22 protein-coding genes are annotated in these 24,272 nt (G+C 39.2%); 9 read left to right on the top strand and 13 right to left on the bottom strand.

Annotation, left to right across the window (positions count from 1 at the left end; genetic code table 11):
• Nucleotides 1-13: 13 nt before the first annotated feature.
• From HYB91_RS08715 to HYB91_RS08740, 6 genes are all read right to left on the bottom strand, one after another.
• Complete coding sequence (locus HYB91_RS08715) at nucleotides 14-1,201, bottom strand: class II aldolase/adducin family protein (protein ID WP_002677238.1); 1,188 nt, start codon at nucleotides 1,199-1,201, stop codon at nucleotides 14-16.
• A 5-nt stretch (nucleotides 1,202-1,206) separates the two neighbouring features.
• Nucleotides 1,207-1,776: a response regulator gene (locus tag HYB91_RS08720; RefSeq protein WP_002677237.1), complete on the bottom strand. Its 570-nt coding sequence runs from the start codon at nucleotides 1,774-1,776 to the stop codon at nucleotides 1,207-1,209.
• Nucleotides 1,777-1,830: 54 nt separating this feature from the next.
• Nucleotides 1,831-2,499: a recombination regulator RecX gene (gene recX / locus HYB91_RS08725; protein WP_002677235.1), complete on the bottom strand. Its 669-nt coding sequence runs from the start codon at nucleotides 2,497-2,499 to the stop codon at nucleotides 1,831-1,833.
• A complete protein-coding gene (gene rpsI / locus HYB91_RS08730) occupies nucleotides 2,465-2,854 on the bottom strand; it encodes a 30S ribosomal protein S9 (protein ID WP_002670148.1) in 390 nt (129 codons plus the stop codon). The genes recX and rpsI overlap by 35 nt, the downstream gene beginning before the upstream one ends.
• Nucleotides 2,855-2,864: 10 nt before the next feature.
• Nucleotides 2,865-3,293: a 50S ribosomal protein L13 gene (rplM, locus tag HYB91_RS08735; protein WP_002672109.1), complete on the bottom strand. Its 429-nt coding sequence runs from the start codon at nucleotides 3,291-3,293 to the stop codon at nucleotides 2,865-2,867.
• A 98-nt stretch (nucleotides 3,294-3,391) separates the two neighbouring features.
• Nucleotides 3,392-3,625 carry a hypothetical protein gene (locus HYB91_RS08740; RefSeq protein WP_002670146.1) on the bottom strand — a complete coding sequence of 78 codons (234 nt, stop codon included), beginning with the start codon at nucleotides 3,623-3,625 and terminating at the stop codon, nucleotides 3,392-3,394.
• Between the two features lie 227 nt (nucleotides 3,626-3,852).
• Here HYB91_RS08740 and HYB91_RS08745 point away from each other — a divergent pair, with 227 nt between their 5' ends.
• Nucleotides 3,853-6,018: a methyl-accepting chemotaxis protein gene (locus HYB91_RS08745; protein ID WP_002677233.1), complete on the top strand. Its 2,166-nt coding sequence runs from the start codon at nucleotides 3,853-3,855 to the stop codon at nucleotides 6,016-6,018.
• 80 nt (nucleotides 6,019-6,098) lie between these two features.
• Here the strand turns inward: HYB91_RS08745 and HYB91_RS08750 are convergent, their stop codons facing one another.
• The 7 genes from HYB91_RS08750 to cfpA form a co-directional block, all read right to left on the bottom strand.
• A complete protein-coding gene (locus HYB91_RS08750) occupies nucleotides 6,099-6,812 on the bottom strand; it encodes a queuosine precursor transporter (protein ID WP_002670143.1) in 714 nt (237 codons plus the stop codon).
• Between the two features lie 57 nt (nucleotides 6,813-6,869).
• Nucleotides 6,870-7,556, bottom strand: a complete 687-nt coding sequence (locus tag HYB91_RS08755) for a YkgJ family cysteine cluster protein (RefSeq protein WP_002677231.1) — start codon at nucleotides 7,554-7,556, stop codon at nucleotides 6,870-6,872.
• Between the two features lie 6 nt (nucleotides 7,557-7,562).
• Nucleotides 7,563-9,734 carry a DUF4954 family protein gene (locus tag HYB91_RS08760; protein ID WP_002677227.1) on the bottom strand — a complete coding sequence of 724 codons (2,172 nt, stop codon included), beginning with the start codon at nucleotides 9,732-9,734 and terminating at the stop codon, nucleotides 7,563-7,565.
• 144 nt (nucleotides 9,735-9,878) lie between these two features.
• Nucleotides 9,879-10,553 carry a TIGR00266 family protein gene (locus HYB91_RS08765; RefSeq protein WP_002677224.1) on the bottom strand — a complete coding sequence of 225 codons (675 nt, stop codon included), beginning with the start codon at nucleotides 10,551-10,553 and terminating at the stop codon, nucleotides 9,879-9,881.
• A gap of 105 nt (nucleotides 10,554-10,658) precedes the next feature.
• On the bottom strand, nucleotides 10,659-13,466 hold the full coding sequence (locus HYB91_RS08770) for a putative PEP-binding protein (RefSeq protein ID WP_002677222.1): 2,808 nt from the start codon (nucleotides 13,464-13,466) through the stop codon (nucleotides 10,659-10,661).
• A gap of 10 nt (nucleotides 13,467-13,476) precedes the next feature.
• Complete coding sequence (locus tag HYB91_RS08775; RefSeq protein ID WP_002677219.1) at nucleotides 13,477-14,502, bottom strand: hypothetical protein; 1,026 nt, start codon at nucleotides 14,500-14,502, stop codon at nucleotides 13,477-13,479.
• Between the two features lie 86 nt (nucleotides 14,503-14,588).
• Nucleotides 14,589-16,637, bottom strand: coding sequence for a cytoplasmic filament protein CfpA (gene cfpA, locus HYB91_RS08780; RefSeq protein ID WP_002672116.1), 2,049 nt, complete (start codon nucleotides 16,635-16,637; stop codon nucleotides 14,589-14,591).
• Nucleotides 16,638-16,803: 166 nt separating this feature from the next.
• Here cfpA and HYB91_RS08785 point away from each other — a divergent pair, with 166 nt between their 5' ends.
• The 8 genes from HYB91_RS08785 to HYB91_RS08820 all read left to right on the top strand — a co-directional run bounded on the left by HYB91_RS08785 (nucleotide 16,804) and on the right by HYB91_RS08820 (nucleotide 24,108).
• Nucleotides 16,804-17,466: a vWA domain-containing protein gene (locus HYB91_RS08785; RefSeq protein ID WP_253719476.1), complete on the top strand. Its 663-nt coding sequence runs from the start codon at nucleotides 16,804-16,806 to the stop codon at nucleotides 17,464-17,466.
• A 41-nt stretch (nucleotides 17,467-17,507) separates the two neighbouring features.
• On the top strand, nucleotides 17,508-18,983 hold the full coding sequence (locus HYB91_RS08790; protein WP_253719477.1) for a pallilysin-related adhesin: 1,476 nt from the start codon (nucleotides 17,508-17,510) through the stop codon (nucleotides 18,981-18,983).
• 77 nt (nucleotides 18,984-19,060) lie between these two features.
• The gene (locus HYB91_RS08795) at nucleotides 19,061-19,765 is read left to right on the top strand and encodes a rhodanese-like domain-containing protein (protein ID WP_002677213.1); all 705 of its coding nucleotides are present in this window, start codon (nucleotides 19,061-19,063) and stop codon (nucleotides 19,763-19,765) included.
• An 82-nt stretch (nucleotides 19,766-19,847) separates the two neighbouring features.
• Entirely contained in the window at nucleotides 19,848-21,290 is a 1,443-nt protein-coding gene (gene rsxC / locus HYB91_RS08800; protein WP_002677211.1) for an electron transport complex subunit RsxC, read from the top strand.
• Nucleotides 21,290-22,306, top strand: coding sequence for an RnfABCDGE type electron transport complex subunit D (locus tag HYB91_RS08805; RefSeq protein WP_002677210.1), 1,017 nt, complete (start codon nucleotides 21,290-21,292; stop codon nucleotides 22,304-22,306). The genes rsxC and HYB91_RS08805 overlap by 1 nt, the downstream gene beginning before the upstream one ends.
• Nucleotides 22,303-22,872 carry an RnfABCDGE type electron transport complex subunit G gene (locus HYB91_RS08810; protein ID WP_002677209.1) on the top strand — a complete coding sequence of 190 codons (570 nt, stop codon included), beginning with the start codon at nucleotides 22,303-22,305 and terminating at the stop codon, nucleotides 22,870-22,872. Before HYB91_RS08805 ends, HYB91_RS08810 begins: the two co-directional genes overlap by 4 nt.
• Nucleotides 22,873-23,532 (top strand): electron transport complex subunit RsxE, encoded by a 660-nt coding sequence (gene rsxE, locus HYB91_RS08815; RefSeq protein ID WP_002677207.1) that lies wholly within the window; start codon nucleotides 22,873-22,875, stop codon nucleotides 23,530-23,532.
• A 3-nt stretch (nucleotides 23,533-23,535) separates the two neighbouring features.
• Entirely contained in the window at nucleotides 23,536-24,108 is a 573-nt protein-coding gene (locus HYB91_RS08820) for an electron transport complex protein RnfA (protein ID WP_002670118.1), read from the top strand.
• Nucleotides 24,109-24,272: the final 164 nt, after the last annotated feature.

Below are 24,272 nucleotides of genomic sequence, written 5' to 3' on the forward strand. Positions count from 1 at the left end.
TTAATTTAATCCCCTAAATTTGTAAATTCATTTTGGAATATCCTCCGATATAACCTCTTCTCATTCTTTGAGCACTCCTACGGCTTATCGGAAAATAATTTTTAAATTTCCATGAAAGAACAAGGGCCAAAAGATTTTTTTCCAAGATTTCTTTTAAGGCGCCGATATCATTCTTATCGGAAACACAACAAAGGGCTCCGCTTTCATTTACCAAAACGCAAGAGCGGTTTTTTAAAGCATCTACAATTTCCGTGCTCATCTCTTCAGCCCGGTTCTCAAAAAATGGAAACAAAAAAACATTTTCGCCGGCAATCTGAGCAAAATCATCCAAAAAAGCCGGTATGCAGTTGTCTATGTTCATTTTTTTTGAAACAAAAAGAGCTGCCGGCAGAGAGCTTTGCTCTATAAAGTTAATATCCGGATAGGTATCATATATATGTCTATGTAAATCGGCTTGAAAATCAAAAAGGCCTTCAGTTATATTTCCGGATTTTATATCCATCTTGCAAATGGTAATATCGGTATTTTTATCGTAAACGGTGCATGAGTCGCCTTCACGGCAGCTTGCGTAAAAATTAATCAAGGGCTGTAAGGCTTTTCTTTCATATCGCCGGTAAGCAAGGGCCAGGGCCGGAACTTCAGCAAAAATCAAATTACGGCAAAGGTCTTCCAGAGCCTCGGCTTGGGCAAAGGCTTCCGCCGCATCAGCACCGAAACAGACAGCACCATGTTGGGCCATTATTATTGCTCCGGCAGGTTTTGTTAAACATTTTACAATATGGCGGGCTATTCTTTTTGTGCCCGCTGGAGCATACCTTGCAACAGGTACGGCTTCCCCTAAGACGGAATGAAGCTCCTCATTTTCAACAGGTATGGAAGAAAAACATCCTGAAACAGCAGAGGCAAATTTCTGATGTGTATGGATTATAAACTTTATATTTTGGTCGGCCTTGTAAAGGCTTGCATGAACAAAACGTTCTGAAGAGGGTTTGACAGGTCCGGAACTTTCAGGCCTATTTATTTTAAGAACAACTATATGTTCAGGCTTTAAATTCTCATAACCATAGCCGGAAGGGGTAATAGCAAAAGTATCGGCATCTATACGGGCGCTTACATTTCCCCATGTACGTACCGTCAGACCGGACGTTAAAAGCCTCTTTCCCGTCTCTATTATGATACTTTTTGCTTCATCAAGGGTCATCAGCTCTAGCTCACAACCTCGTTGATCTCTCTTAATATAGCATTAAAATCTATGGGCTTCCTAAAGAAAGAGTCGGCACCCAAATCTTTCATCTGCTTTTCTAAAGATTCGTCATCCAGTCCTGTAATAACAATTATATAAGGCTGCCCAAAAAAAGGATCGGTCTTTATTTTTTTGCATATTTCCTTGCCGTTGACTCCTGGAAGGTCTATATCCAAAATCACAAAGCCGGGTTTATACTTTACAAGTTGAGCGCCTGCATCAAAGCCGTCAAGGGATTTATATACAGTCAAGTTAGGAAGATTTTTGTTTAAAAATGAAGATATAGCCTCATTTAAAACAGCATCATCATCTATAACTATGATAGAATTCCAATGAGCATCATCCAATGAATCCTGCAGCTCAGGAGGAATTTTCATTCCTCTTTCTTTTATAAAAAGGAGCAGGTCTTCATAATATACCCTATATTGGCCGCCCGGTGTATTAAAAGCTTTTAAATAACCGTTTCTAATCCAGTTAATGGCAGTCTGATTTACAACTCCGCAGATATTTGCAACTTCAAGAGCGGAGTACATTTTAACTCGTCTTCTACTTTCGCTTTTTCCCATAGTATAACAATTAAACAAACCTCAAAAAGAGTCGGTAATGTTTTCAAGTCCCTCCAAACATATATTCACAGTGCTAACGGAAAAGCCCAGTCTATACATTTTACGCATTAACCGAGACTTATCCACCCTATTTATCAGTTGTTTTTCCAAAGCCTCTCGGCAAATATCTTCTTCCGAATGCTCCGAAAAAAACTCATTAAGCACATCTTCCACAATTTTAAAGCTTACTCCTCTTTGAGCAAGCTCGGAGGCCAATCTATTACGGCCTTCTTTTTTACTTATAACTCTGGTATTAAGCCAAGCTCTGGCAAACCGCTCATCATCAAGCAAACCTATCCCCATAAGATAGTCGAGTGCCGGATTAATCTCAAAAGCTAAAAAGCCTTTTTTTTTGAGCTTCAATTCCAACTGAAAACGGGAATGCTCAGCTCTGTATAAATAGGCCGAAGCGGTACACTCAGCCTCATAAATTCTTACTGCATTAAGCAGTGCCTCAAGCGATTCATCGCTTATAGGACAACCGCACTCACCAACAAGGCCGTCAAAATCATCTTCATCAAAATAATCAGGCCGTGTTACAAAAGACACCCCTTCAGAATTGATGATTTTCACCAAATCTGAAGAAGTGCTGCATATATCCGCAATAGAAAAAGGATTAACGTTTGCTGAACTGGAATCTTCGTCTTGCACCGCGCTGACCGAATTTTTTTCGTTCAACCATTCGTGAATCACGTGTAAGCAATCCGTTAGCCTTTAAAGATGCATGATTTGATGCATCTACTTGGGCTAAAGCTCTTGCAATTCCGTGAGAGCACGCACCGGCTTGGCCTGTAAGACCTCCGCCTCGTACAGTGATTATAATATCATACTTAGATTCACCCGCAGTAACCATTAATGGTTCTTTTGCTTTTTGGACTTGTTCCGGAGTGGCAAAGTACTCGTTAATATCCTTATCATTGACCATTAACTGACCTTTTCCATCCCGAATGTATACTCGCGCCACTGAAGTTTTTCGTCGGCCTGTTCCCATTCCAATATTTTTCACTTTACGCTCCTTATACTTCAACCGCTATGGGGTTCTGTGCTTGGTGAGGATGTTCGGGGCCTGCATAGACCTTAACATTCGTTAAAAGCTTTCTTCCAAGGGGGCCCTTAGGAAGCATACCTTTAATTGCAATCATCAAGGGCTCAGCCGGTTTTTTAGCGATTAAGCCGTTAAAGTTGATGGACTTTAAACCGCCTACATAACCGGAGTGAGTATAGTACATCTTATCCTTAGCCTTATTTCCTGTTACGGCTACTTTTTCGGCATTAATAATAACGACATAATCACCGATTTCCTGATGAGGTGCAAAACCTACCTTGTGCTTTCCTCTCAGCATAGCTGCAGTCTTAGCAGCAACGCGTCCAAGCGGCTTCCCGGCGGCATCAATAACGTACCAAGAGCGCGGCGCTTCATGTTCTTTTAAAAAAATAGTTTTCATTTAATGTATACCTTCTACAAACAATATATGCAGATAATGTGGGTTCTGATATTATAACTAAATATGGAATAAGTGTCAATAACTTAAGGCGATGACAATTATTCGGCTTTATTTTCGGCAGCCTTCATAGCTGCTTCTTCTTTTCTTGCATCTTGCTTGTCTTTAATATCGGCAATTCCTATAAATACGGAAATAAGGCCGACAAAAGCTGCAAAAATAGGTAAACCGCCTCTTAAAAATAAGAGAATATCCTGTCCCCAAGCCAAGCCCATGGGGAGGGCTGCAATAACCGTAAAAGCGATTAAAACAATACCAATAATAAGTGCTAGCATTTAAAGCCTCCTAATATGAATTTATTATTACATATTTAAACACTTTCGTCAACCGGAGTGTTCGTACTCAAAAAATAAGCGAAATAAGGTTTTTAGAGATAGCCTATAAATCGTTAAAAATTTAAATATAAAATCTTGCATTATTTACAATACTGATGTAAACTATTTATAGGACAAAATTAAAAGTTATAGTACATAATCAAAAGTGTATTTTTTAGGAGGAAAAAATGAAGGATAAAGAATTGGTTGTTGCAAAACCCGCCGTAAAAAAAGAATTAGTTATGCAAAAAAGTGTATCGGAAGATAAGATTTTTTCAATAGGTAAAAAACTTCTTATTCTTTTCGCTTCGATTGTTGTTATTTCCGTATCTACACAGGGAATAATAGGAGCCGTCATGTCAAAAAGAGCAATCCTTGAAAAAGTAGAGGTACATTTGAAAGACAAGGCCACAGACACTGCCGATCTGATCGATTCAATGGTCAACTCTTTTTTGAATTTTGTTTCGAGTGCTTCCAGAGCATCCGAGTTAAGAGATATAGACGCACCCTACTCAGACAAGATAGCCTATTTAAAAAAAGAAGCGGCTTTTAATCCCAGAATAATAGAGTTTTCAATAACGGATACAAATGGGAAATGTCACGCACTTGACGGACGGATATTTGATGTAAATGATAGAGAATGGTTTAAAAGAGCTTTAACAGGAGAACAATTCGTAAGCGAGCCGTACGGTTCAAAAACCGATGGAACACTAGTAAATACCATTTCAGTTCCCATATACGACTATGAAAATAACATAATCGGTGTACTCGCAGCAGATACACCCGGAACAAAGCTTTCAGAAGACATAGACCATATCACAGTAGGAAGAACCGGCTACTGTTTTATCTTAGGTAAAACAGGAAATGCCATAGCCCACCGCAACAGAGCGCTGGTTCTGAATCAAGATAATTTTCAAGAAAATGCCAAAACAAATCCTGCATTGGTATCACTTGCAAATTTTGCAAAACAGGCAATGCAGTCAAACAAACCTTCCATAGGTTATTATACATTTAACGGAGAAAAAAATATCGGTTCATATGCCATTATGCAGTCAACCGGCTGGATGGTAATAGTAAGGGCTCCTGTAAACGATTTTTTGGACACCGTAGAAAGCCTGCAACACGTAATGATCTTAACCGGATTTACACTTTTGGGTGTCGCCCTAGTATCGACATTTTTTCTAACACGCAGAATGATCTTGCCCCTGCAAAAAGTTGTTCTGGCTTTAAAAGATATTTCCCAAGGCGAAGGAGATTTAACGGTAAGGCTGCCTGTAACAAGCAATTATGAAGTTACCCTTTTGTCAAAATATTTTAACCAGACTATTGAGAAGATAGGCAATTCCATTAAATCAGTAGAAACAAATACAAATACCATGCAGTTTATCGGAGATGAACTTGCAAGCAATATGACCGAAACGGCAAGCGCCGTAGAAGAGATCAACTCAAATATCGATAACATAAAAGATCAGGCCTTAACTCAGGCTGCAAGCGTAACCGAAACGGCAGCAACAGTTGAGGAAATCATACGCACAATAAAACAGCTTAACAACAGTATAGAAACACAGGCAGCAAGCGTTGCCGAATCCTCTTCATCTATTGAACAAATGGTTGCAAATATTGCATCGATTACACAAACATTGGGTAAGAGCGATAATATCATAAGGGAACTGGCCGATGCTACAGCAGAGGGAAAAGGCAAGGTTTCTACGGCAAGTGAGGTAACCCAAAAAATAGCCGAAGAATCGGGAAGTTTGATGGAGGCTTCCAATGTTATACAGCATATTGCAAGCCAAACAAACCTCTTGGCGATGAATGCGGCAATTGAGGCGGCACACGCAGGAGAAGCCGGAAAAGGTTTTGCAGTAGTAGCGGACGAAATAAGGAAGCTTGCAGAAGAATCAAGTGCCCAAGGAAAGACCATCACCTCTACACTTAAAAACCTTTCGGGCGAGATAGAGCTCTTGGCTGAATCGGCTAGAAGCGTTGAAGGAAAATTTAACTCAATTTTCACCCTTGCAGAAAACGTAAAAGAGATGAGTAACAGCATCATGGAAGCAATGAGTGAACAGGAAAACGGCAGCAAAGAAGTCTTAACTGCAATCCGAAATATCAACACTGTAACGCAGGAGGTCAAACAAGGTTCATCGGAGATGTTAAAAGGAGGAGAAGGTATAGCTCAGGAAATGAGCAAACTTGATGAGCTTACCCGTACAATTACCAACCGCATGAACGAAATGGCATCAGGAGCATTACAAATAAATAATGCAGTTCAAGAAGTTCAAGGTATAACCCAAAAGAATAAAAAAAGCATAGAAGGCTTGGCTGGTGAGGTAATGAAATTTAAGGTTTAGCATAAAATTAAAAATCATCAAGTAAGAAAGTTATGAGTTTGCCCCATCCTTAAAAAATTAAGGATGGGTATTTTTTTAACCTATTTTCCCGGAAGGGGATTATAACTTACATTGTAGTCATAAACATCTATCTGTTCATGTTTTTTTACAAAGGCAACTATCTTGTAAGTGAGAGGCGTAAATATAACTTCGATAAAAGTTTTAAAAAGATAGTTTGAAAAAGCCATTATAATAAGAATATCTATGCTGTAAAGGCCTAAAAAAGAAACGGCAACAAAAACGGAACTGTCCAAAAATTCTCCAACCAATGTCGAGCTTATAGTTCTAAGCCATAAGTACTTGCCCTTTGTTATTACTTTTAACTTAGACAAAACAACCGAGTTGGAATACTCTCCAATAAAATAACCGAAAAGGCTGCCGGCGCAAATGCGGGGCATCTGTAAAAGAATGTTATCAAAGTCTTTTTGAAATATCCACTCAGCCTCGGCAGGAAGAACGCTTATAAGCCAGATATTGAGGCTCATAATGAGAAGCATAAAAAAACCGGTCCAGATAACCTTTCTTGAAGCCTTATAACCATAGACTTCAGCCAAAACATCTCCAAAAATATAAGAAAAAGGAAAAAGAAGAGTGCCTCCGTCAAAAACGAAGGGCCCAAGCTGTACCATCTTTGCCGCAAGAATATTCGACAAAACCAAAATGCCTACAAAGAGTCCGGAAATTACCGGCAAGAAATTCGTTTTCTTAATGGAGTCCGTTTCAAGGGCTCCTTGATTTAACTGTGAATTTTCCATGACCGCGATACTAACACAAAGAGGAAAAAAAGGGAATAAGGTTTCAACCGATTTATTTTAAGAAGCCAGAGGCGGAGTTTCAGGATCAGTATCAGGTTCAAATTCCGGATTGTTGGAATATCGTTCAAGCATGAGAATTTTAGAAATTGCAGCAGGTAAAGCCTCCCGAAGCGGAAGGGTATGAGACGCCTGTTCAGTCATAAAACACAATATCCGTGAAGAAAAATCGCTCATAACCGGAGGCAGTGTACCAAAAACATTGAGCAAATCTTCTTGTGAGTATTGTTTAATGGTTGAAGCAGAAAGATTTTTATCCATGGAAACCAGATATTTGCACGGACGCCAGCGCACGGTTCGGTCTTTGCCGTGATCTCCGGAATAACCGAAAAGACGGCATATTAAACAACGGCCGTCATATACGGTACAATGATAAGGATTATCTATATCGAATAGGAGGCATCCGTTTTTTTTATCTAAAACATTTTCATTAAAACGGCCTTCCAGTATTTGCAAGGCCCGTTCTCTTTGATGAAAGAGAAGCCAAGATGCAAGATAAAGAGCCTCAATCTCATAAACATCCGGTTCAAAATGAACACAGCAGGCTCCGCACCCGTCTATACACTTAATAGGACATTTTGACATCCACTCCTTCTCGGCTTCTTCAATTTCTTTATAGACCTTGTCCAAAAGCAAAATCATTTCGGCTGTTTTTGTTCCTTTAAAACTTTCGACTTCTTTTTCCATTTTTATCTAAGCCTTATGCCTTTCAAAAAGTTTAAGATAATATTCCGTATCTTTTTTTGATTCAATAATTAAGGCGTTATCTTCTACGCTTCCCAAAACAGCTTTTCTTTCTTCAGAATTCCGGTAAGTTATATCCCTAAAATGATTATTATAATCCTTATTTTTTGTATAGAATATTTGTTCTTCAATATATTTTCTTATTGTTGCAGCTTTTTCCAAGAGTCTATTCCAAAGGACCTTATCTATCTTTTCGACATTCATAAGCTCGCAAAGAACAGCATAAGCGTTTTCAGCCTTATCATGGCAATAAGAATCATGGGCATAATCATAAGATTTATGAATATCTTGCCAAGTGTTAAGTTTACCGGCCTTTATGTCTTCTTTAATTGAATTGAGTTTTTTTTCGGGGATTAACTGACCGCCCATATTTACCCAGTTAAAATCAAAATCTTTTGAAAGTTTAAACTCTTCAATACTCATTCCAATCTTATCCAAACCCTTATCAAAATACTCGGCTAAAGTTGTAACCCCATACCATATCAGCATGTCCCGATAAGCCTCATAAGATTCTACCGCCTTGATTATCTTTACCCTGCGTTTAGACCTTTCGATATTTTCACCCTTTACAAAAAGATTCTTTGCCTCATCTTTTTTATCCCTTATAATTTCATCTATGCTTAAAGCTTTATTTCCGGCCTCAATCCAAGCTGCGCATATCCATTTTTCAAGAAGAGTGCGGGCATTTAAAATTTCGCCAGCTGTATCGGGAGCAAGATAGGCGGTTTCAATATGCTGGGTCTTTGTTATTCTCTTATCCCGTTTTAAGAATTTTTTATTGTTGCGTTCAAGAGCGTACATATTGTACATCCAATAATAGGCAGGCATAATTTCAAGCCTATCCTCATGCGGATCATTTAAAACCAAACTAAAAGGAAAAGGAATATCAAGCTCTGCCGGATAATTCGCCTTTGCCAAAATAACAAATGAAGCAAAACGGCAATTATGTTTTAGAGTTGAAGAAAGCCCCGGCCAAAATCCCCGGCCTGCTATAATCTCGCCATCGTTTCCTCTTGTGTTGTGATTGGAACCTACAGTAGCCCCTGCAGCCATATTGGACTGCCCCTGAATCATCGCTGCAACCAAAAAAGAATTATTGTGATGCTGCTCATGGTACGGGAAGATAAGAGCATTGAGAACTTCACAGCAGGAAATGGTAGAGTTATCTCCAACTATGGAATGAATAAGCCGTGTACCGTATTTTAATTCGCAGTTATTGCCGAGAACAAAACGCACTGCCTTTACTCCATAAAACACTCTGGAACCAAAGCCTATTATACCGTTTACAAGCTCTACTCCCTCCCCTATCTGCGAGGGCTCTTCAGCCGTTGATTTTACGGTTAAGTTTTTAAGCTTATTTGCTCCCTTCACATATACCGAAGAACCGAAATTAACATCCTTTATGATACGGCAGCTCTTTATTGCGGAATCGGAACCAACCTCACCGTAATAACCTCTGCTTGAATCTTTAGAATTTTGAGTTATTTCTTCACACTTTTTTATAAGCTTGTCATCATCCCTATACCTTGCCCATAAAAATGCATCAGCCGTAATCATATCATAAAAGGGGTAAACCTCCCTTCCGCCGGCTTCATTGACCGTGTCTATCGTTACCCTAACCTGTTCATCTTCTCCGTCTTTTACTAAACCTTCTCCGAATTTTGAATGGTTGGTCGTACACATCTCATCAATGCGGCTTAAAATAACCCTGTCTCCTATTATATAATGTGAAAGATAGGCACAATAATGAATTGCACAGTTTTCCCCTATATCGCAGGAAATAATCTTGCTGTTTGTAATCCCGACCGGAACCGTAAAATCATGATATTTTAAGTAAAAATTTTGAGTTGAAGCAATTCGAACCAAACCGGCAAAAAGACTGTTTGTTATTAAATCGGTGTCAAAGGGATCTTCAACCAAGACCATCGACCAATCAGTACTGGAATTTCCGTTTTTTATCAGACGCTCAATTTCATCCGAATTCAATTGACGGTATTTACGATTTTGATGATTAGTTTGATTAAATCTTATATAATACTCGTCTTTACCGTTCGGTAAATATTTACCATCAATAAAATCATAGCCGAAATCTTCGGCTTTTATTATTTGCATTTTAGCCATAGGATTCTCCAAATTAAGCGTTTGTAAAAACACAAAGATTAAGTTAACGTTACAAAATAACTATAAGGACATCTCTCGGCGAAGCCGGTGAGCATCGCTTACCGGCTAATAAAAATGGGCTTTAGAGCCCGGCTTTAAAGCCGGTTATTTTCCATGTGGTAAAAACGGAATCAAAGATTGAGCAACCGCATGAATAGGCATTGTCTGTACAATTATTTTTCCGGGACCGGTAACTTTTGTGTTAAATAAACCCTCTCCGCCGAAAAGGATATTTTTTACACCCTTTATCATCTCTACTTCCATCTTACAGGTTTCTTCCATTGCTGCAAGATATCCCGTATCCAAAAGCATTGTTTCACCGGCACCCAAAGTATACTCTACTGCAGAACCGTCAATTTCAAGAAAAACCGTTCCATTTCCTGAAAGTTTTTGCATTATAAAACCTTCGCCTCCGAAAAAGCCTGCTCCCAGTTTTTTCTGAAAATGAATCGAAAGGTCAACACCTTCAGTTGAAGCTAAAAAAGCGGTTTTTTGTGCAATCAGGGAAGAGCCCGAAGTGATTTCAAATGCTTTTATAGCACCGGGGAACCTTGAGGCAAAAGAGATTTCTCCATCGGTATTTGCCGTGTATTTATTTAAGAATAAACTTTCTCCCGAAAACATCCTTCCGAGGGCTTTACCTACTCCGCCGGCAGATGTTTCCATAGAAATCCCTGAACTCATCCATGCCATTCCGCCGGATTGAGTTATCATTTTCTCCCCTGCTCTAAGTTTACAAACAACGGCAGGAAAAGCATCTCCAATAATTTTGTATTCCATAAAAAAACTCCTTAAAAAAGATTAAGATAAGAATACCTGCAAAAATTCACATTTTTGCAGGCTTTCATAAACCTCTAAAACGGCTCCAAGCGGAGCCGTATAAAACTACTTGGATTTTTTTGCAGTCTTCTTCTTGGCAGAAGAAGCTTTTTTAGCTGATGCAGGCTTTGCCTTTACAGCTTTTTTTTCGGGTGCCTGCTTTTTTGCGGCCGATTTAGGTACTGCAGAAGAAGGCTTTCTCGAAACATGAGCTTTAGGCTCAAGCTTTATCCCGGCTTTTTCCGCATTCTCCAACTCAGCCTGTGCAATCGAAAGGAGGGCAATAGGTACGGAATATGACGAACATGAAACATAGTCCAGTCCGGCATCCATACAGAAGCGTACGTTTTCGGGACGGGCACCGTGTTCACCGCAAAGACCGAGATGCAAATCGGGTCTGGTAAGTTTTCCTCGCTGAATTGCAATTTCGATTAAGTCCCTTACCCTGCTGTCAAGCACGGCAAATGGGTTTCCGTCGATAAGGTCGTACATGGTGTAGTCCGGCATAAAGCTGTTAAAATCGTCGCGTGAAAGGCCTAAAGTAGTCTGAGTCAAGTCATTTGTTCCAAAAGAGAAGAACTGTGCATACTTTGCAATTTCATCGGCACTTAGGGCAGAAGCCGGAAGCTCGATCATAGTTCCAACCTTGTAATCAAGGTCTCCGCCTTTTACGGCAGCCTTAACCTCGTCGGCAATAGCATCAATACCTAAATAAGTATGGCCCTCAATCTTCTTTCCGTAAATAATTTGCTTTAATTCTCTAAAGTTCATTATAAGAGGAATCATAATTTCAGGTTTTACATCTACTTTTTCTTTTTTAAGCTTGTATGCGGCTTCAAAAATAGCCCTTATCTGCATAGCATAAATTTCAGGATAGCTTATGGCAATTCGGCAGCCCCTGTGACCAAGCATAGGGTTGATTTCGGAAAGTTTTTCGATTTCCGCAGTTAAATCCTTTTTGCTTACTTTCTTCTTTTGAGCCGTCAAGTATTTTACAAAGCCGTCAAGCTCAAGGTCATTATGAGGCAGGAATTCGTGGAGAGGAGCATCCAACAATCGGATAGTAACCTCTTTGCCGTTCATAGTCTTAAAGATTCCGTAGAAATCTTCCGTTTGTACTTTTTGAAGTTTATCAAGAACCTTTTTCCTTTCAGCTTCACTTGGAGCTAAAATCATTTCGCGGAAGGTATTTATTCTCTTTTCATTAAAGAACATGTGTTCGGTTCGGCAAAGACCTATACCCTCAGCACCGAAATCCAAAGCAAGCTGAGCATCACGAGGACTGTCGGCATTGGCTCTTACATGGAAATTGGACAGGAAGCTTTTTGCAAGGCCTATAAAGTCCAAAAGACCTGATGTTTCGGGATCGGGTTCAATCAGTTTTGCTTCACCGAAATAAACCGTAGAGTCTCCGTAATAAGGAACATTGAGCGTAATATAATCGCCTTCATTTATTGTAACACCTTCAATAACGGCCTTGTTTCCGCTTATTTTCATATCGGGGCGTACAAGAGATATTTTACCGTACTGTCGGGCAACAACGGAAGCATGGGCCGAATAGCCGCCTTCGTTCGATATAACACCTGTAGAAACCTCTATGCCCTTTACGTCTCCTGCATAGGTTGCAGGCATACATAGAATGCATCTTGTGTCCAACCCCTGAAGTTTTGCAGCTCTTTGAGCTTCGATAAGGGAATCGGCAGTAAAATAGACTCTGCCCACTGCGGCTCCCGGAGCACCGGCTATACCGCCCTTTGATGATTTCATACCCTTTGTACTCATGATGTCTATAACGGGGTGGAGAATCTCATTCAACTGACCGGGTTTAACGGCACGCACAACATATTCGGCATCTACTATCTTTCTGTTGTATAAATCCAGCAAAATCTGAACCATCGAGATGGTGCTCTTAGCTTCAACCGATTTTTGTTCGATAAGCCAGAGTCTTCCGGCCTCGATTGTAAATCGAATATTGCGGATATCCTTTGTATAATCTTCAAGCTGCCATGCAATCTGCTGGAGATGCTTTAGGTATTCAGGCTTGATGGAGTTAATATCTTTACCTTCGGCATTTACCTCATTGAATTTTTCGGCAAAGAACTGACCCTGTAATTTCTTCTCACCATTTACAATATTTCGGCTAAAGAAAGAACCGGAATATGAGTCTTTACTGTAATTTCCATAAACCATGGGCTGAATCAAAAGAGCCACATCATGATCCGAATCTTCTTCAAGGGTTAAAAGACGGGCGATAAGGCGGATTGACTCTTCAAGCTGAACTTTACAATCATCAAAAAAATGTTTAGGTAAAAACTTGGAATATTTATCCATGATGGCTCCCGGTTTTAAACCGATTTTACCCATCTTCATTGATTCTTTTATGTCATGCAAGGCTTTTTCCAAATCTTTAACTTTTTGTTCATTTTTTTCCAACTCTTCGATTTTTAGCACAACTGTTAAAATTCCGTTAAGCAAAAACAGAACTTCATTTGCAGCAAAATCTTCGCCTACATTCTCTTGAAATCCTATTACAGTATCCTTGGTAAGACCGAAGTTATGCAGGGTGGGATAGCTTGTAATAAGCATATTGGGCGAAATAACTAATTTTAAAAGCAATGGAGAGCCGGCGTCGCCGTATGTTTTTTTTACTTCTGAGCCGAATTTGCTTAAATAGGGAGAAATTTCGGAATATATCTTTATATCGCCCAGATCCTGCGCCACAGAAGCATCAATTATAATACCCGGCAAGATTGGAAGCTTTAGTTCTGCAAATTCGTTTGCCTGTCTTCCTCGGATACCCAATAAATTCTTGTCAACTTTTTTACCGACGATTTCTTTACTATTAAAAAAGTGTATATTGTTTGAAATTTTCATTTTTTACTCCTTAAAATAGATTTAATACGGTATCCGGAGATCCGCGCAAAAATGCTTCAAACATGGGACTGGCTCCCTGCCTAAAATATTTTGACAACTTTGAAAGGTCGTTTATTTCTGCTGCAGAAACGGCAAATTGGATTGTACTTCCGTGTTTAACCTTTCCCCACTTAAATAAGGTATTTATATCTACAATACGCTCTCCGTCATAGTATACCATAACTTCGGCATCTTGGTATTTTGCAGTATAACTTCGTATAATTCTCTTCCATGCTTCAACATTTCCATTATGGAAGAGCTCATTTGAAACAGGAACAGAAACAAGCTGCGACATCTTTTTGGGTCCTGTGGCCACGGCAGATGGGCGCTCCAAATGTGAAGGAACGGAACTTGCCTGAACCTTAACAGGAGCTGAAGCAGCCTTAATTTTTTTACCGGGCTTTTTGGTAACAGCCTTTTTAACTTTTACAGGAGCAGCTTTTTTCGGTTCAACATATACAAAGGGCCCTGCTTTTACGGATGCAGGAACCGAGCAAGTTTTCTTTTCAAATAGTTTATGAATAGCAGAAATAACGGAATCGGCAAGACCGGCATCAACAGAGCCCCTGTCTTGTTTTCCGACAAATATTAGGAGAAGCTCATTTTTTCTAAATCCCTGAATAACTTGGGCAGCAGCAGGATTTTTCGGGTTTATAACGATAAAACCCAAATCCGGATGATCATAGCCGAAAACCAAATCAATACCGGACCATTTGGCAACCTCAGCAACAAAAGAGGAGGCATCATCCAAAATAAATTTCAAATTTTCAGATACAACTTTATAATTCCATTTATCAAGCAGAGAAACCGAAAGAATGGACCTAACCTGCTCCGGCTTTATCGTCTGTTCTCTTATCATAAGATTTATCTTGTCCGCAATATTTTCTTTGGGATCACAATCCTCTAAAATTTCTATAACAGACTGAATATGTTTAACGGAAACATTAAAATCAGTCTTTTTAGCAAGCGGAACAAAAAAATTAGTCATATTAACCATAATTACTCCTTTTTTTAAACAAAAGCCCCCGAAACGGGGTTGTTCCAGGGGCTTAATTTTGAATCAGTTAAGCTCTAAAATCCTAATTAAATTTCTTTAATTCCTGACTTAGCCTTTCGTCGGCCTCGTCCTGCATCAACAGAGCCTGTCTTTCTTGCCTTAGAGGCACTCTTTTTGGGTCCTCTGCGTTTAGCCGGAGAGCTTACAGACTCGGCTGCAGGAGCTGCAATGGCGGGAGTGCTGTTCAGCATATCGATAAACTGAGAGCGGCCTGCAGCTCCACTGGCTTTGGGATCATCATCTTCGGCAGCAGCAAAGCTCTGTGCAATGTCGGCACGAACTGTGGATCGTCGGCGGCTGAACGAAGCAAATGCTGCGTCGGCAAAGCCCTTTGATACACCGTGCAAGAATTCGTTGAGCACGTTGGCCATTCCGTCCAATGTAGCCTTCTTTCTCTTGATAGATGTAATATCGATATCAAGCAAGAGACCGGGTTGGATATGGAAGGGATTGATTAAATAATCGAATTTGTTGAATTCTGCTTCTATGAACGAAAGTCTGTCTTCGATAACGCGTCTTTCGATAGGATATTGATAATCATACAAATCCTTCATTCTCTTGCGCATGATAATAAGCTTCTTGCGGAGCTTGTCTTTTTCGTAGACATAGGTTCTGTTCATCTTTTCAACTTCAGTTTCCGGAGCTTTAACAAAGGAGATTTCATCCCAAACCTTAGCGGTATCTTCGTATACGGGCTCACCGGACGGATCCTTGTACTTTCGTTTGATGAATTTCCTGTAATTTGCAGCCAAATCGTTAAAGTCTGTGATTTTGGTCATAAACTTGGATTTGTCGTATGTAGTGCGTACTACATCCCACAAGTGCTGAATTTCAGTTTCGAAAGAGCTCATCATTACTTCATAAGCCTGTCGCTCTGCGAGCAACTGAGCATTGTCATAATACTTGAGGCGGATTTGATACCTTTCATCAGGAAGGTTGGCGATATCGGTGTCATCATATTCTCGCAAGATAAGCTCACGGGCATTCTTTAAGTTTTCGATATACTGATATCCCATCTTTGAGGTATCAAGGATTGAGGTAATCGAGTTGATAGCCGTATTAAATCCGCGGTTTCTGATGTTTTCAAGGTCGATGATCTTTTTAATGTTTTCTCTGATATTAAGCTGATCAAAGGTCTCAGGATCGATTTCAGCTCTTAAGTTATTGATTCTTTCCATGAGTTTCTTTGATACTACATCGTATCTCTTGCTCTTGGGATTCTCAACATCATCATCAGTAATACCATCTACCTTATCGATTTTTGCGAAAATGATTTCGCCGTCAGACAATTCATCCAATCCCTGATCAATTCTCTTGTCCTTTATCTTCTCAATTTCCTTGTCAATTACATCCATATAGTGATTTGACAAGAGGTCTTTGATAAGATATTCGACTGTTGATTGATATTGGAAGATCGGGCTGATAAGTTCCGTATCAAGAATGTTTACGGAAAGCTTAACATCGGTTACAGTCTTTGGTTTGTAGAGGTTGTCTTTAAATGCACACTTTACGATTGAGTATGCGTTTTCACCTCGAACGAAGGCACCTACGTCCGTCTTCTGCCTTAACAATGAGTTTGTTAAGGTTTCCAAATCATTAACACCGCGCTGTACGTGACCCTGTAAGTGTCCGTACATGTTTACAATCGATTTTTCGATTTCGCCTGTGTTAAACTTGTCAGCACCGCCAACTGCATCAAGAAGGGTAGCGATTTCTTTCGGAGTATAGCGGTCTAAAACCTTCATTTCTTCCCGATCGATAAATCCTCGTACCTTTTTGAGCATTTCATCTTCAGCCGTTACCATGTATCGGTTGAACATGTTCTGGTAGTTCTGGTTAAAGTAGTTATACAGCTTTTCCTTAACGCCGCCCATTACGTCCAATCTTTCAAGGACTTCTTTGGGAAGCTTTGTGGTCAAGTGGTGTAACACTTTATTTGTTTCTTCTTCAATCAGCTGATTAACTTCTTTCTGCTGATCTCGATAGTCTTGAGCCAATGAGTTTCTCGAACCGACAGCACTGGGCTTCTCGGGATGGAATACATTCGGGCTCTGTGGTAGATCTAAATTTGCCATTCCTAACTCTCCTTACTTTTAGCAATTTTGTTAATTACAATATATATCACTATTATATAATTATAAACATATTTTGCATAATGTAAAGAGTTTTTATTTAAAGTTGATGATTTTTTTTCAAATATGTTGTATAATACTGTATATAAAGCATAAAAAAGGAGTATTTATGAAAATTAAAAAGGTTATTTTTATATTTTTGCTTTTAGCGGGAGTTTTATTTAATTTAAATTCAGGCGAAAGAACAATGCCTGTTGACATGATTATTATGATTGACAAGTCATTATCCATGGAGGATCCGGGAAAATTTGAGAGCTTAAAACGATGGGTTCTTGATGAATTGATAGACCAAATTATCATCACCGGCGATTGGATAAGCATTTATCAGTTTTATGAAAGTCCCGAACATTTGATTTCAATTGAAATAAAGAGCAAAGAAGACACCGACAAGATAATTAAAACGGTAAATAAAATAAGCCCGAACGGAAGGTTTACCGATGTAGGAAGGGCTCTCGATAAAATACAGGAAGCCGTAAACCAAAGAGGCGAAAACGGAAGGTATAAGGTTCTTTTTATGTTGACGGACCTTGAACAAGATGCTCCTATGACATCCAAATACAGCGGGAAACAAAAAAAGTTTTCAAGTCCTTATTTAGTTGAATCAAGAATTATAAAACACGATAATTGGTATGAAATTACGGTTGATATGGGACTTGAAGACAGGGTTGTAAAAACAAGCAAGGCTCTTTTTTCCGATATAATAAAAAATAACGATAAAGAAAGGGTTCAATCCGACGAAAACAAAGCCTTAATCAAAAAAGATAATCCGTAACCATTAGTAACCATAATTACGGATAAGGATTTAAACAAAGTATGTTCAAACGCATAATGTATATTATTTCGGCTCTTATTGTTTTGGCTGTATTAAGCTTTTTAATTTATTTAAAGTTTATACGGTCAAATACAAAAGGTGAAGAAAAAATTGTTACACAAACAATAATCCCCATAGTTTCTTCACAAATAGACAACAAAGATAAAAAAAACGAAAATTATTCAGCGAATACTGAAACAAGAATATTTTTGGAGTTATTCAATGATGAAACCTTTGTTGATGCTATTTCGGATGATTTAAATGAAGACGGTGTAGAAGACCAAATTATTGCCGTAAAAAAACTATTGGATCCTTTTTTATACCTGATTATTTCAATTCAAAACCCGATAACTCAAAAATGGGAGAGGGTTGAAGAAATAAGAACAACGATAACACAACCTAAGTCTCTTACATTCTACATTATGAATTTGACGCAAGATCCCAAATCCCTTATTTATTCCGGAATGACATCGGATAATAGGCAGGTCTTATCCATACATACTATCAAAAAGGACAAAGGCGGAAATGTTGAGCTTGCCCAAATAGCCGACTTACATGCGGATATGCAGATTCAGATCAAAGAAATTGAAACTCAAGACGAAGTCCCTGTTAGCCTATCTTCATATCGTATATACACTTACGACTCCGACCCGGCGGCCCCCAACACTCTAAACCAAATTGAGACCGAATATACATGGAATGTGAAGACAAAAAAATATGAAGAAGGTTTAAAAAAGACAATTCCGGGTGAAAAAATAGAAATTCAGCTTTTAAGAAAACTTCAAAGCGGAAATATGGAATCCTTTATAGACTTTTTGTCCGGATTATGGTTTCAAGAAGAAGGGAATAAAGAAACAGGCAGAAGTGTTTATTTTGATAAAAACGACAGTCATATTATTTTTAATTTAGACAATGTTGAAGAAATCTATGAAATAAAAACAACCTTGCCTCGAAGGTACGGTTTATTTTTTACAACAAACAATAAGTCGATTCCGAATATAATAAGAAGAGTCGAAATTGAAATTAAAGGGCTTGATGAAATACAGGTGCGTGTAATAGAAGACGTTTTAAGAATTAAATTCGGAACTGCATCTCTTTGGAACGGAAAGTATAAAAAAAATACAAATTTACTTTTAAATAACACAAACGAAAAAGAAAGCAATGCGGAAAAAGCAAAAAGAATTTTATCAAAATCTTCAAATCAGTGGAAATCGGCAAATAACGTTTTTTTAGACCTTTTAGGAAATTCTTATACACTTCAACAATCTGAAGATATTGAAAAAGGTTATTTTAACATATTGGAAATAAACGAAAAAATCATAATGCAAATGAAATCCGAAAAAGATACAACTAAATTTTATCTGCTTGAAATAAGTGAAAAGAAAAATATGCAGCGGATGGTTTTAACAAAAATTAAGTTGAGTATAAATGATGCAATACCTACAGGTGATGAACCCATTGTCTTTGAAAGAGAATGAGTATCGGCCCTTTTGACAATGAGAGTAAAAATCATTATAATAAATTCAGAGTATTTAAGTTTTTTGGAGATTAAATTATGAAAATAAGGTTTTTGCTTTTTATAGTTTTAATTGTGAATATATCGTTAATTTCGTGCGGTATAGAAGTAGAAGTTGAAGATGTTAAAGGCTCAAGACTTGAATATTTAAATTCCGATTCAAATAAAGATTCTATATTGGTAATTGATGTCAGGCCCTATGATAAATATAAGCAAGGTCATCTTTTACACGCTATAAATATACCTTTAAACGAAATAAAAAACCGCCTAAGAGAAATAACCGATTGGAAAGACAAACCGGTATATGTATATTCCGAAACTAACGATGAAAGTTTTAAAGCAGCAGAGATATTGGTAGGAAACAGATTTTCTCAAATTTATAACGCAGAAGGAGTTAATCAATATAATTATAAAACCGTCACTTATAACTCTGTAAGGGGAATAGTTTTTGAAGAGATGCTAAAAGACCCCGATGCTTTAATCCTTGACTGCAGAACCAAATCGTTTTATGACATAGGACACATAGAAGGAGCCATATCGTTCCCCATATTTGAAATAGAAAATAATCTTGACAAAATACCGGACAAAAATAAAAAATTGCTTTTATATTGTAATGTAGGTACGGCATCTTCAAGAGCAGCCTATGAACTGTCAAATCTGGGCTACACGAAAATCTATAACTCTATTGACGGAGTTGCCGAATATCCTTTTAAGCTTGTAAGAGAAGAAGAAGATAAAAATTAATTTTATATAAGGTGCAAAATGTATTGCCCTAAAATGATTTTATCCTCTTGAAAGTTTCATTACTTATGTATAAAATACAGGTATGGGTATAAAATCATTTAAAGGCGGAGTGCATCCGCCCGAGCGAAAGGCGGTCTCACCTAGCGACAGCGTCATTAGGGTATTACCGTCAAATAAATCAGTTTGGATTCCTATTACGCAGGGAGGCATGCCTAATACACCTCTTGTAAGCGTAGGGGATTTGGTTGCCAGAGGGCAAAAGATAGCCGAAACCGATAAATTTATGTCGGCCCCCGTCCATTCTTCCGTTTCAGGAAAGGTAAAAAAGATAGAACCTCATCTTGTAACCGGAAATACGGAAAATCTTTGTTTTTTAATCGAAATCGATGAAGAAAATAGGGAAGAATTTATGCCTCCCCTTGACCCTTTTACATGCACAAAGGAAGAAGCTCTTAAAAGAGTACGGGATGCGGGCATTACGGGCATGGGAGGAGCATCATTTCCTACTCATGTAAAATTAAGCCCTCCTCCCGATGCAAAAATCGAGTATGTAATCGCAAACGGAGCGGAATGTGAACCCTATCTTTGCACGGATGCTGCCACAATTTTTAACGATTCGGATAGCATTGTCGACGGCCTTGCCATCACTATGCGCATAGTAGGCGCAAAACAAGGAATTATAGCCCTTGAAGACAATAAAAAAGATTTGGTTCCGGTTTTGGAAAAGGCTATTTCAAAAATCAAAGCAAATCCGATTGCCGCAGGTGCTTACGATATAAGCGTTCAACTTTGTAAAACAAAATATCCGCAAGGCGGAGAAAAAACTCTTACGGATGCAGTCGTAAACAGGGAAATCCCTTCAGGAGGCCTTCCCTTCCAAATAGGCTGCGTTATCCAAAACGTAGGAACCTTAAAAGCCATTTCAGAAGCCTTCCGTTTGGGTAAACCCCTTATCGACAGAGCCTTAACCATAGGCGGCGGGGCCTGCGAAAAGCCCTTAAACGTAATAGCCCCTATAGGAACCTGCGTCGGGGACCTTATTCCAAGCGTAGTTTCCCTTAAACCGGGAGTCGTAAAAATAATCTCAGGCGGCCCGATGATGGGCTTTGCCATGAAAAATGCAGACTTCCCTATTCAAAAAAATACCTCAGGTGTACTTTTTTTGACAAAGGAAGAAATTTCCTTAGAAGAAGAAAGCCCATGTATAGGTTGCGGTAAGTGTATTGACGTATGCAGCTGTCACCTTTCTCCCGTTTTAATCGTTAGAGCATTAAATGCCGGAAATACCGAAGAAGCTATCCGCTGCGGTCTTTTAGACTGTGTAGAATGCGGAACCTGCGCTTATACCTGCCCTGCCCGCATTAAACTCGTTCAAAGAGTTAAGATTGGTAAGCAGATAGCAAGGGAAGAAAAGCAAAAAAGAGATGCCAAAGCTGCAGCGAAGGCCGCAGCAGCAGAAAAAAAAGCAGCTGAAGCTCAAAAACAAGAGCCTGAGGCTAAAAAAACCGAAGAAGGAGGCAAATAATGGCAGAATCCGATAAAAACGAAATTTTTATGTCTCCGGCTCCCCATGTTGTAACACCGGTCAAGACTCAAACCTTAATGCTGGATGTAATTATAGCCCTGCTGCCTTTAACAGCCTATGGAATCTATCTTTTTTCGATACCTGCATTAGTTAGAATCATAGTTTCGGTTCTTTGCTGTGTAGGATTTGAAAGCTTATTTAGAAAAATATGCAGGCTGGATATAAGAGTAAAAGACCTTTCAGCCGTTATTACAGGCCTTCTGCTTGCCCTTGTAATTCCGCCGAATCTTCCGATATGGATGCTTATCCTAGGCTGTTTTTTTGCAATAGTTGTAGCCAAGGAATTTTTCGGGGGACTTGGTGCAAACGTATTTAACCCTGCCTTGGTAGGAAGAGCCTTTATGTTTGCAAGCTTTTCGGGAGCAATGACCAGCTGGATACAACCCGGAAACTCCATCTTTGATGCTGTGAGCACTGCGACGCCTTTAAAGCTCATAAACGCAAAGGAAGGCATTGCACTGAGTGCATCCGAAATAGCCAAAACTTTAAATTTGAGTTCAAGCACTGACCTTTATACTCAGCTTATTTTGGGAAACCATGCGGGCTGTATAGGCGAAACAAGCATACTCCTGATTTTTTTAGGTTTTGCATATCTTCTATTTAAAAAGGTCATCGACTGGAGAACGCCCGTTACTATGATGGCAACAGCAGTCATAATTACCTCAATCGCAGGTATAAACCCTATTTTAACCCTGACTTCGGGAGGTTTAGCCTTCGGAGCCGTCTTTATGGCAACCGATTATGTAACAAGCCCCGTAACGCCAAAAGGTAAACTCCTTTTCGGTGCAGGCTGCGGCCTTATAACCGGCCTTATCCGCTTATTTTCAGGTATGCCCGAAGGTGTTATGTACAGTATTCTTATAATGAATGCCGTAGTTCCGTTTTTGAACAAAATTATACCCGTAAAATACGGCTATGTAAAACCGCCCAAAAAGAACAAGGAGGCTGCAAAATGAAACAGATGATAAAGTTAGCCCTTACCCTTTCGGCTTATGCGGTTATAGCATGCTTAGCCCTTGCGGCAGTTTACAACTTTACGGCTCCGCGAATTGCTGAAGTAAAGATAGAAAAGACAAACAGGGCATTAAAAGCCGTTTTTCCTGAAGCTGAAGACTTTAAAGAAATAAGTGCGGAAATCCCCGAAGGCTTAAATAAAACCACGTTTTTAAATGCTTATACGGCAATAAAAAACGGAAAAACCGTAGGCCTTACCATAACCGCTAAGGGGCCCACCTATGCAAGTGCAACCATATTGATAGCCATGGACCTAAGCAAGACAATACGCAAGATAGAATTCTTAGAGCTTACCGATACACCCAGCTTAGGAAGCAAGGCTGCGGACGAGCCCTTTGCCGGACAGTTTAACGGAAAGGCTCTTGATTCGGCCTTTGAAGTAAATGCCGATATAAATGCAATCGGAGGAGCTACAATAACCTCGAGGGGTGTTGCAGCCATCGTGAAAGATGCTTCCGTTACGGCAATAGAATATATGGCCAAAAATAACTTGGAGGAGGAAAAATAAATGAAAAACTTAAATATTTTCACAAACGGAATTATCCGAAACAATCCCCTTTTGGTTTTAATGATAGGCCTCTGTTCTTCTCTGGCTGTTACAACAAATATCCTAAACGGCCTTGGAATGGGACTTGCAATGACCTTTGTTATCGTTATGAGCGAGTTAATCATAAGTATTTTTAGAAAACTAATTCCTCAGGACATAAGAATTCCGGTTTTTATCATAGTAATAGCCTCTTTTACGACCATTGTAGACCTATTGATGCAGGCCTATACCCCTGCCCTAGCGGATGCAATGGGACTTTTTATTAAGCTGATCGTTGTAAACTGTATTATTATGGGAAGAGTCGAATCCTTTGCTTCAAAAGAAAGCCCCGGAAAATCCGTTTTAGACGCTCTGGGAATGGGAGTCGGCTATACGATAGTTCTTGTGCTTATTTCGGCTATAAGAGAAATCTTAGGCTCGGGATCCTTGGCTGGAAACGTCTTTATACCCGAAGCCTATCATATACGCTTTTTTGCAAATGCACCCGGCGGCTTTTTTGTATTCGGTATTATGATTTCGATAAACCTCTTTGCAAAAAAGCTTTTAGAAAGACCTAAGAAAAAAATTCAAAGTTCGCCTGCTCCGCAAACCGAGCCGGAAGCTAAAAAAGAGGAGGAGTAAAAAATGCCCGAAACACTTAGTATTTTTCTTTCTGCAATCCTTGTAAAAAACGTAGTTTTAATGCGCTTTTTAGCCCTTTGCCCCTTTATAGGAATGTCCTCCGACGTAAAAAAATCGGTAGGCATGGGCTGGGCCGTACTCTTCGTTACTCTTTTGGCCACAGCCGTAACCTATCCCATATACAATTACGTATTGATAGGAAACCTCGAATTCCTTCAGACCCTTATCTTTATCTTGGTAATTGCAAGCTTGGTTCAGCTGGTAGAATTCTATCTAAAAAAAGCGGCTCCTGCCCTTTACAGCTCGATGGGGGTTTATTTGGCCCTGATTACGACAAACTGTGCAATCCTTGCAGTTACAATCGATGCCATTGATGAAGGCTATACCTTTGTACAAGCCCTTGTTCATGCTGCAGGTTCAGCTTTCGGCTTTATGATTTCGCTCTTGCTTTTGGCAGGCTTAAGACAAAGAATAGATAATGCCCCTGTTCCGAAATTCTTAAAAGGAACGCCCATTCTCTTTATTGCTGCAGCCCTTCTATCCATGGCATTTGAAGGTTTCAAAGGACTGATTTAACCGCTGAAAAATGTACGTCCTTGTACATTTTTCAGCTTCGAGTATTTTTGCTTCGCAAAAAACTCGTAAGTTTAAACCACCGGCATCCGTGCCGGTCGTGAAATGTACGTCCAGAGTACATTTTTCAGCTTCGAGTATTTTTGCTTCGCAAAAAACTCGTAAGT

This window comes from Treponema sp. B152 (assembly GCF_024181665.1).
GTDB lineage: Bacteria > Spirochaetota > Spirochaetia > Treponematales > Treponemataceae > Treponema_B > Treponema_B denticola.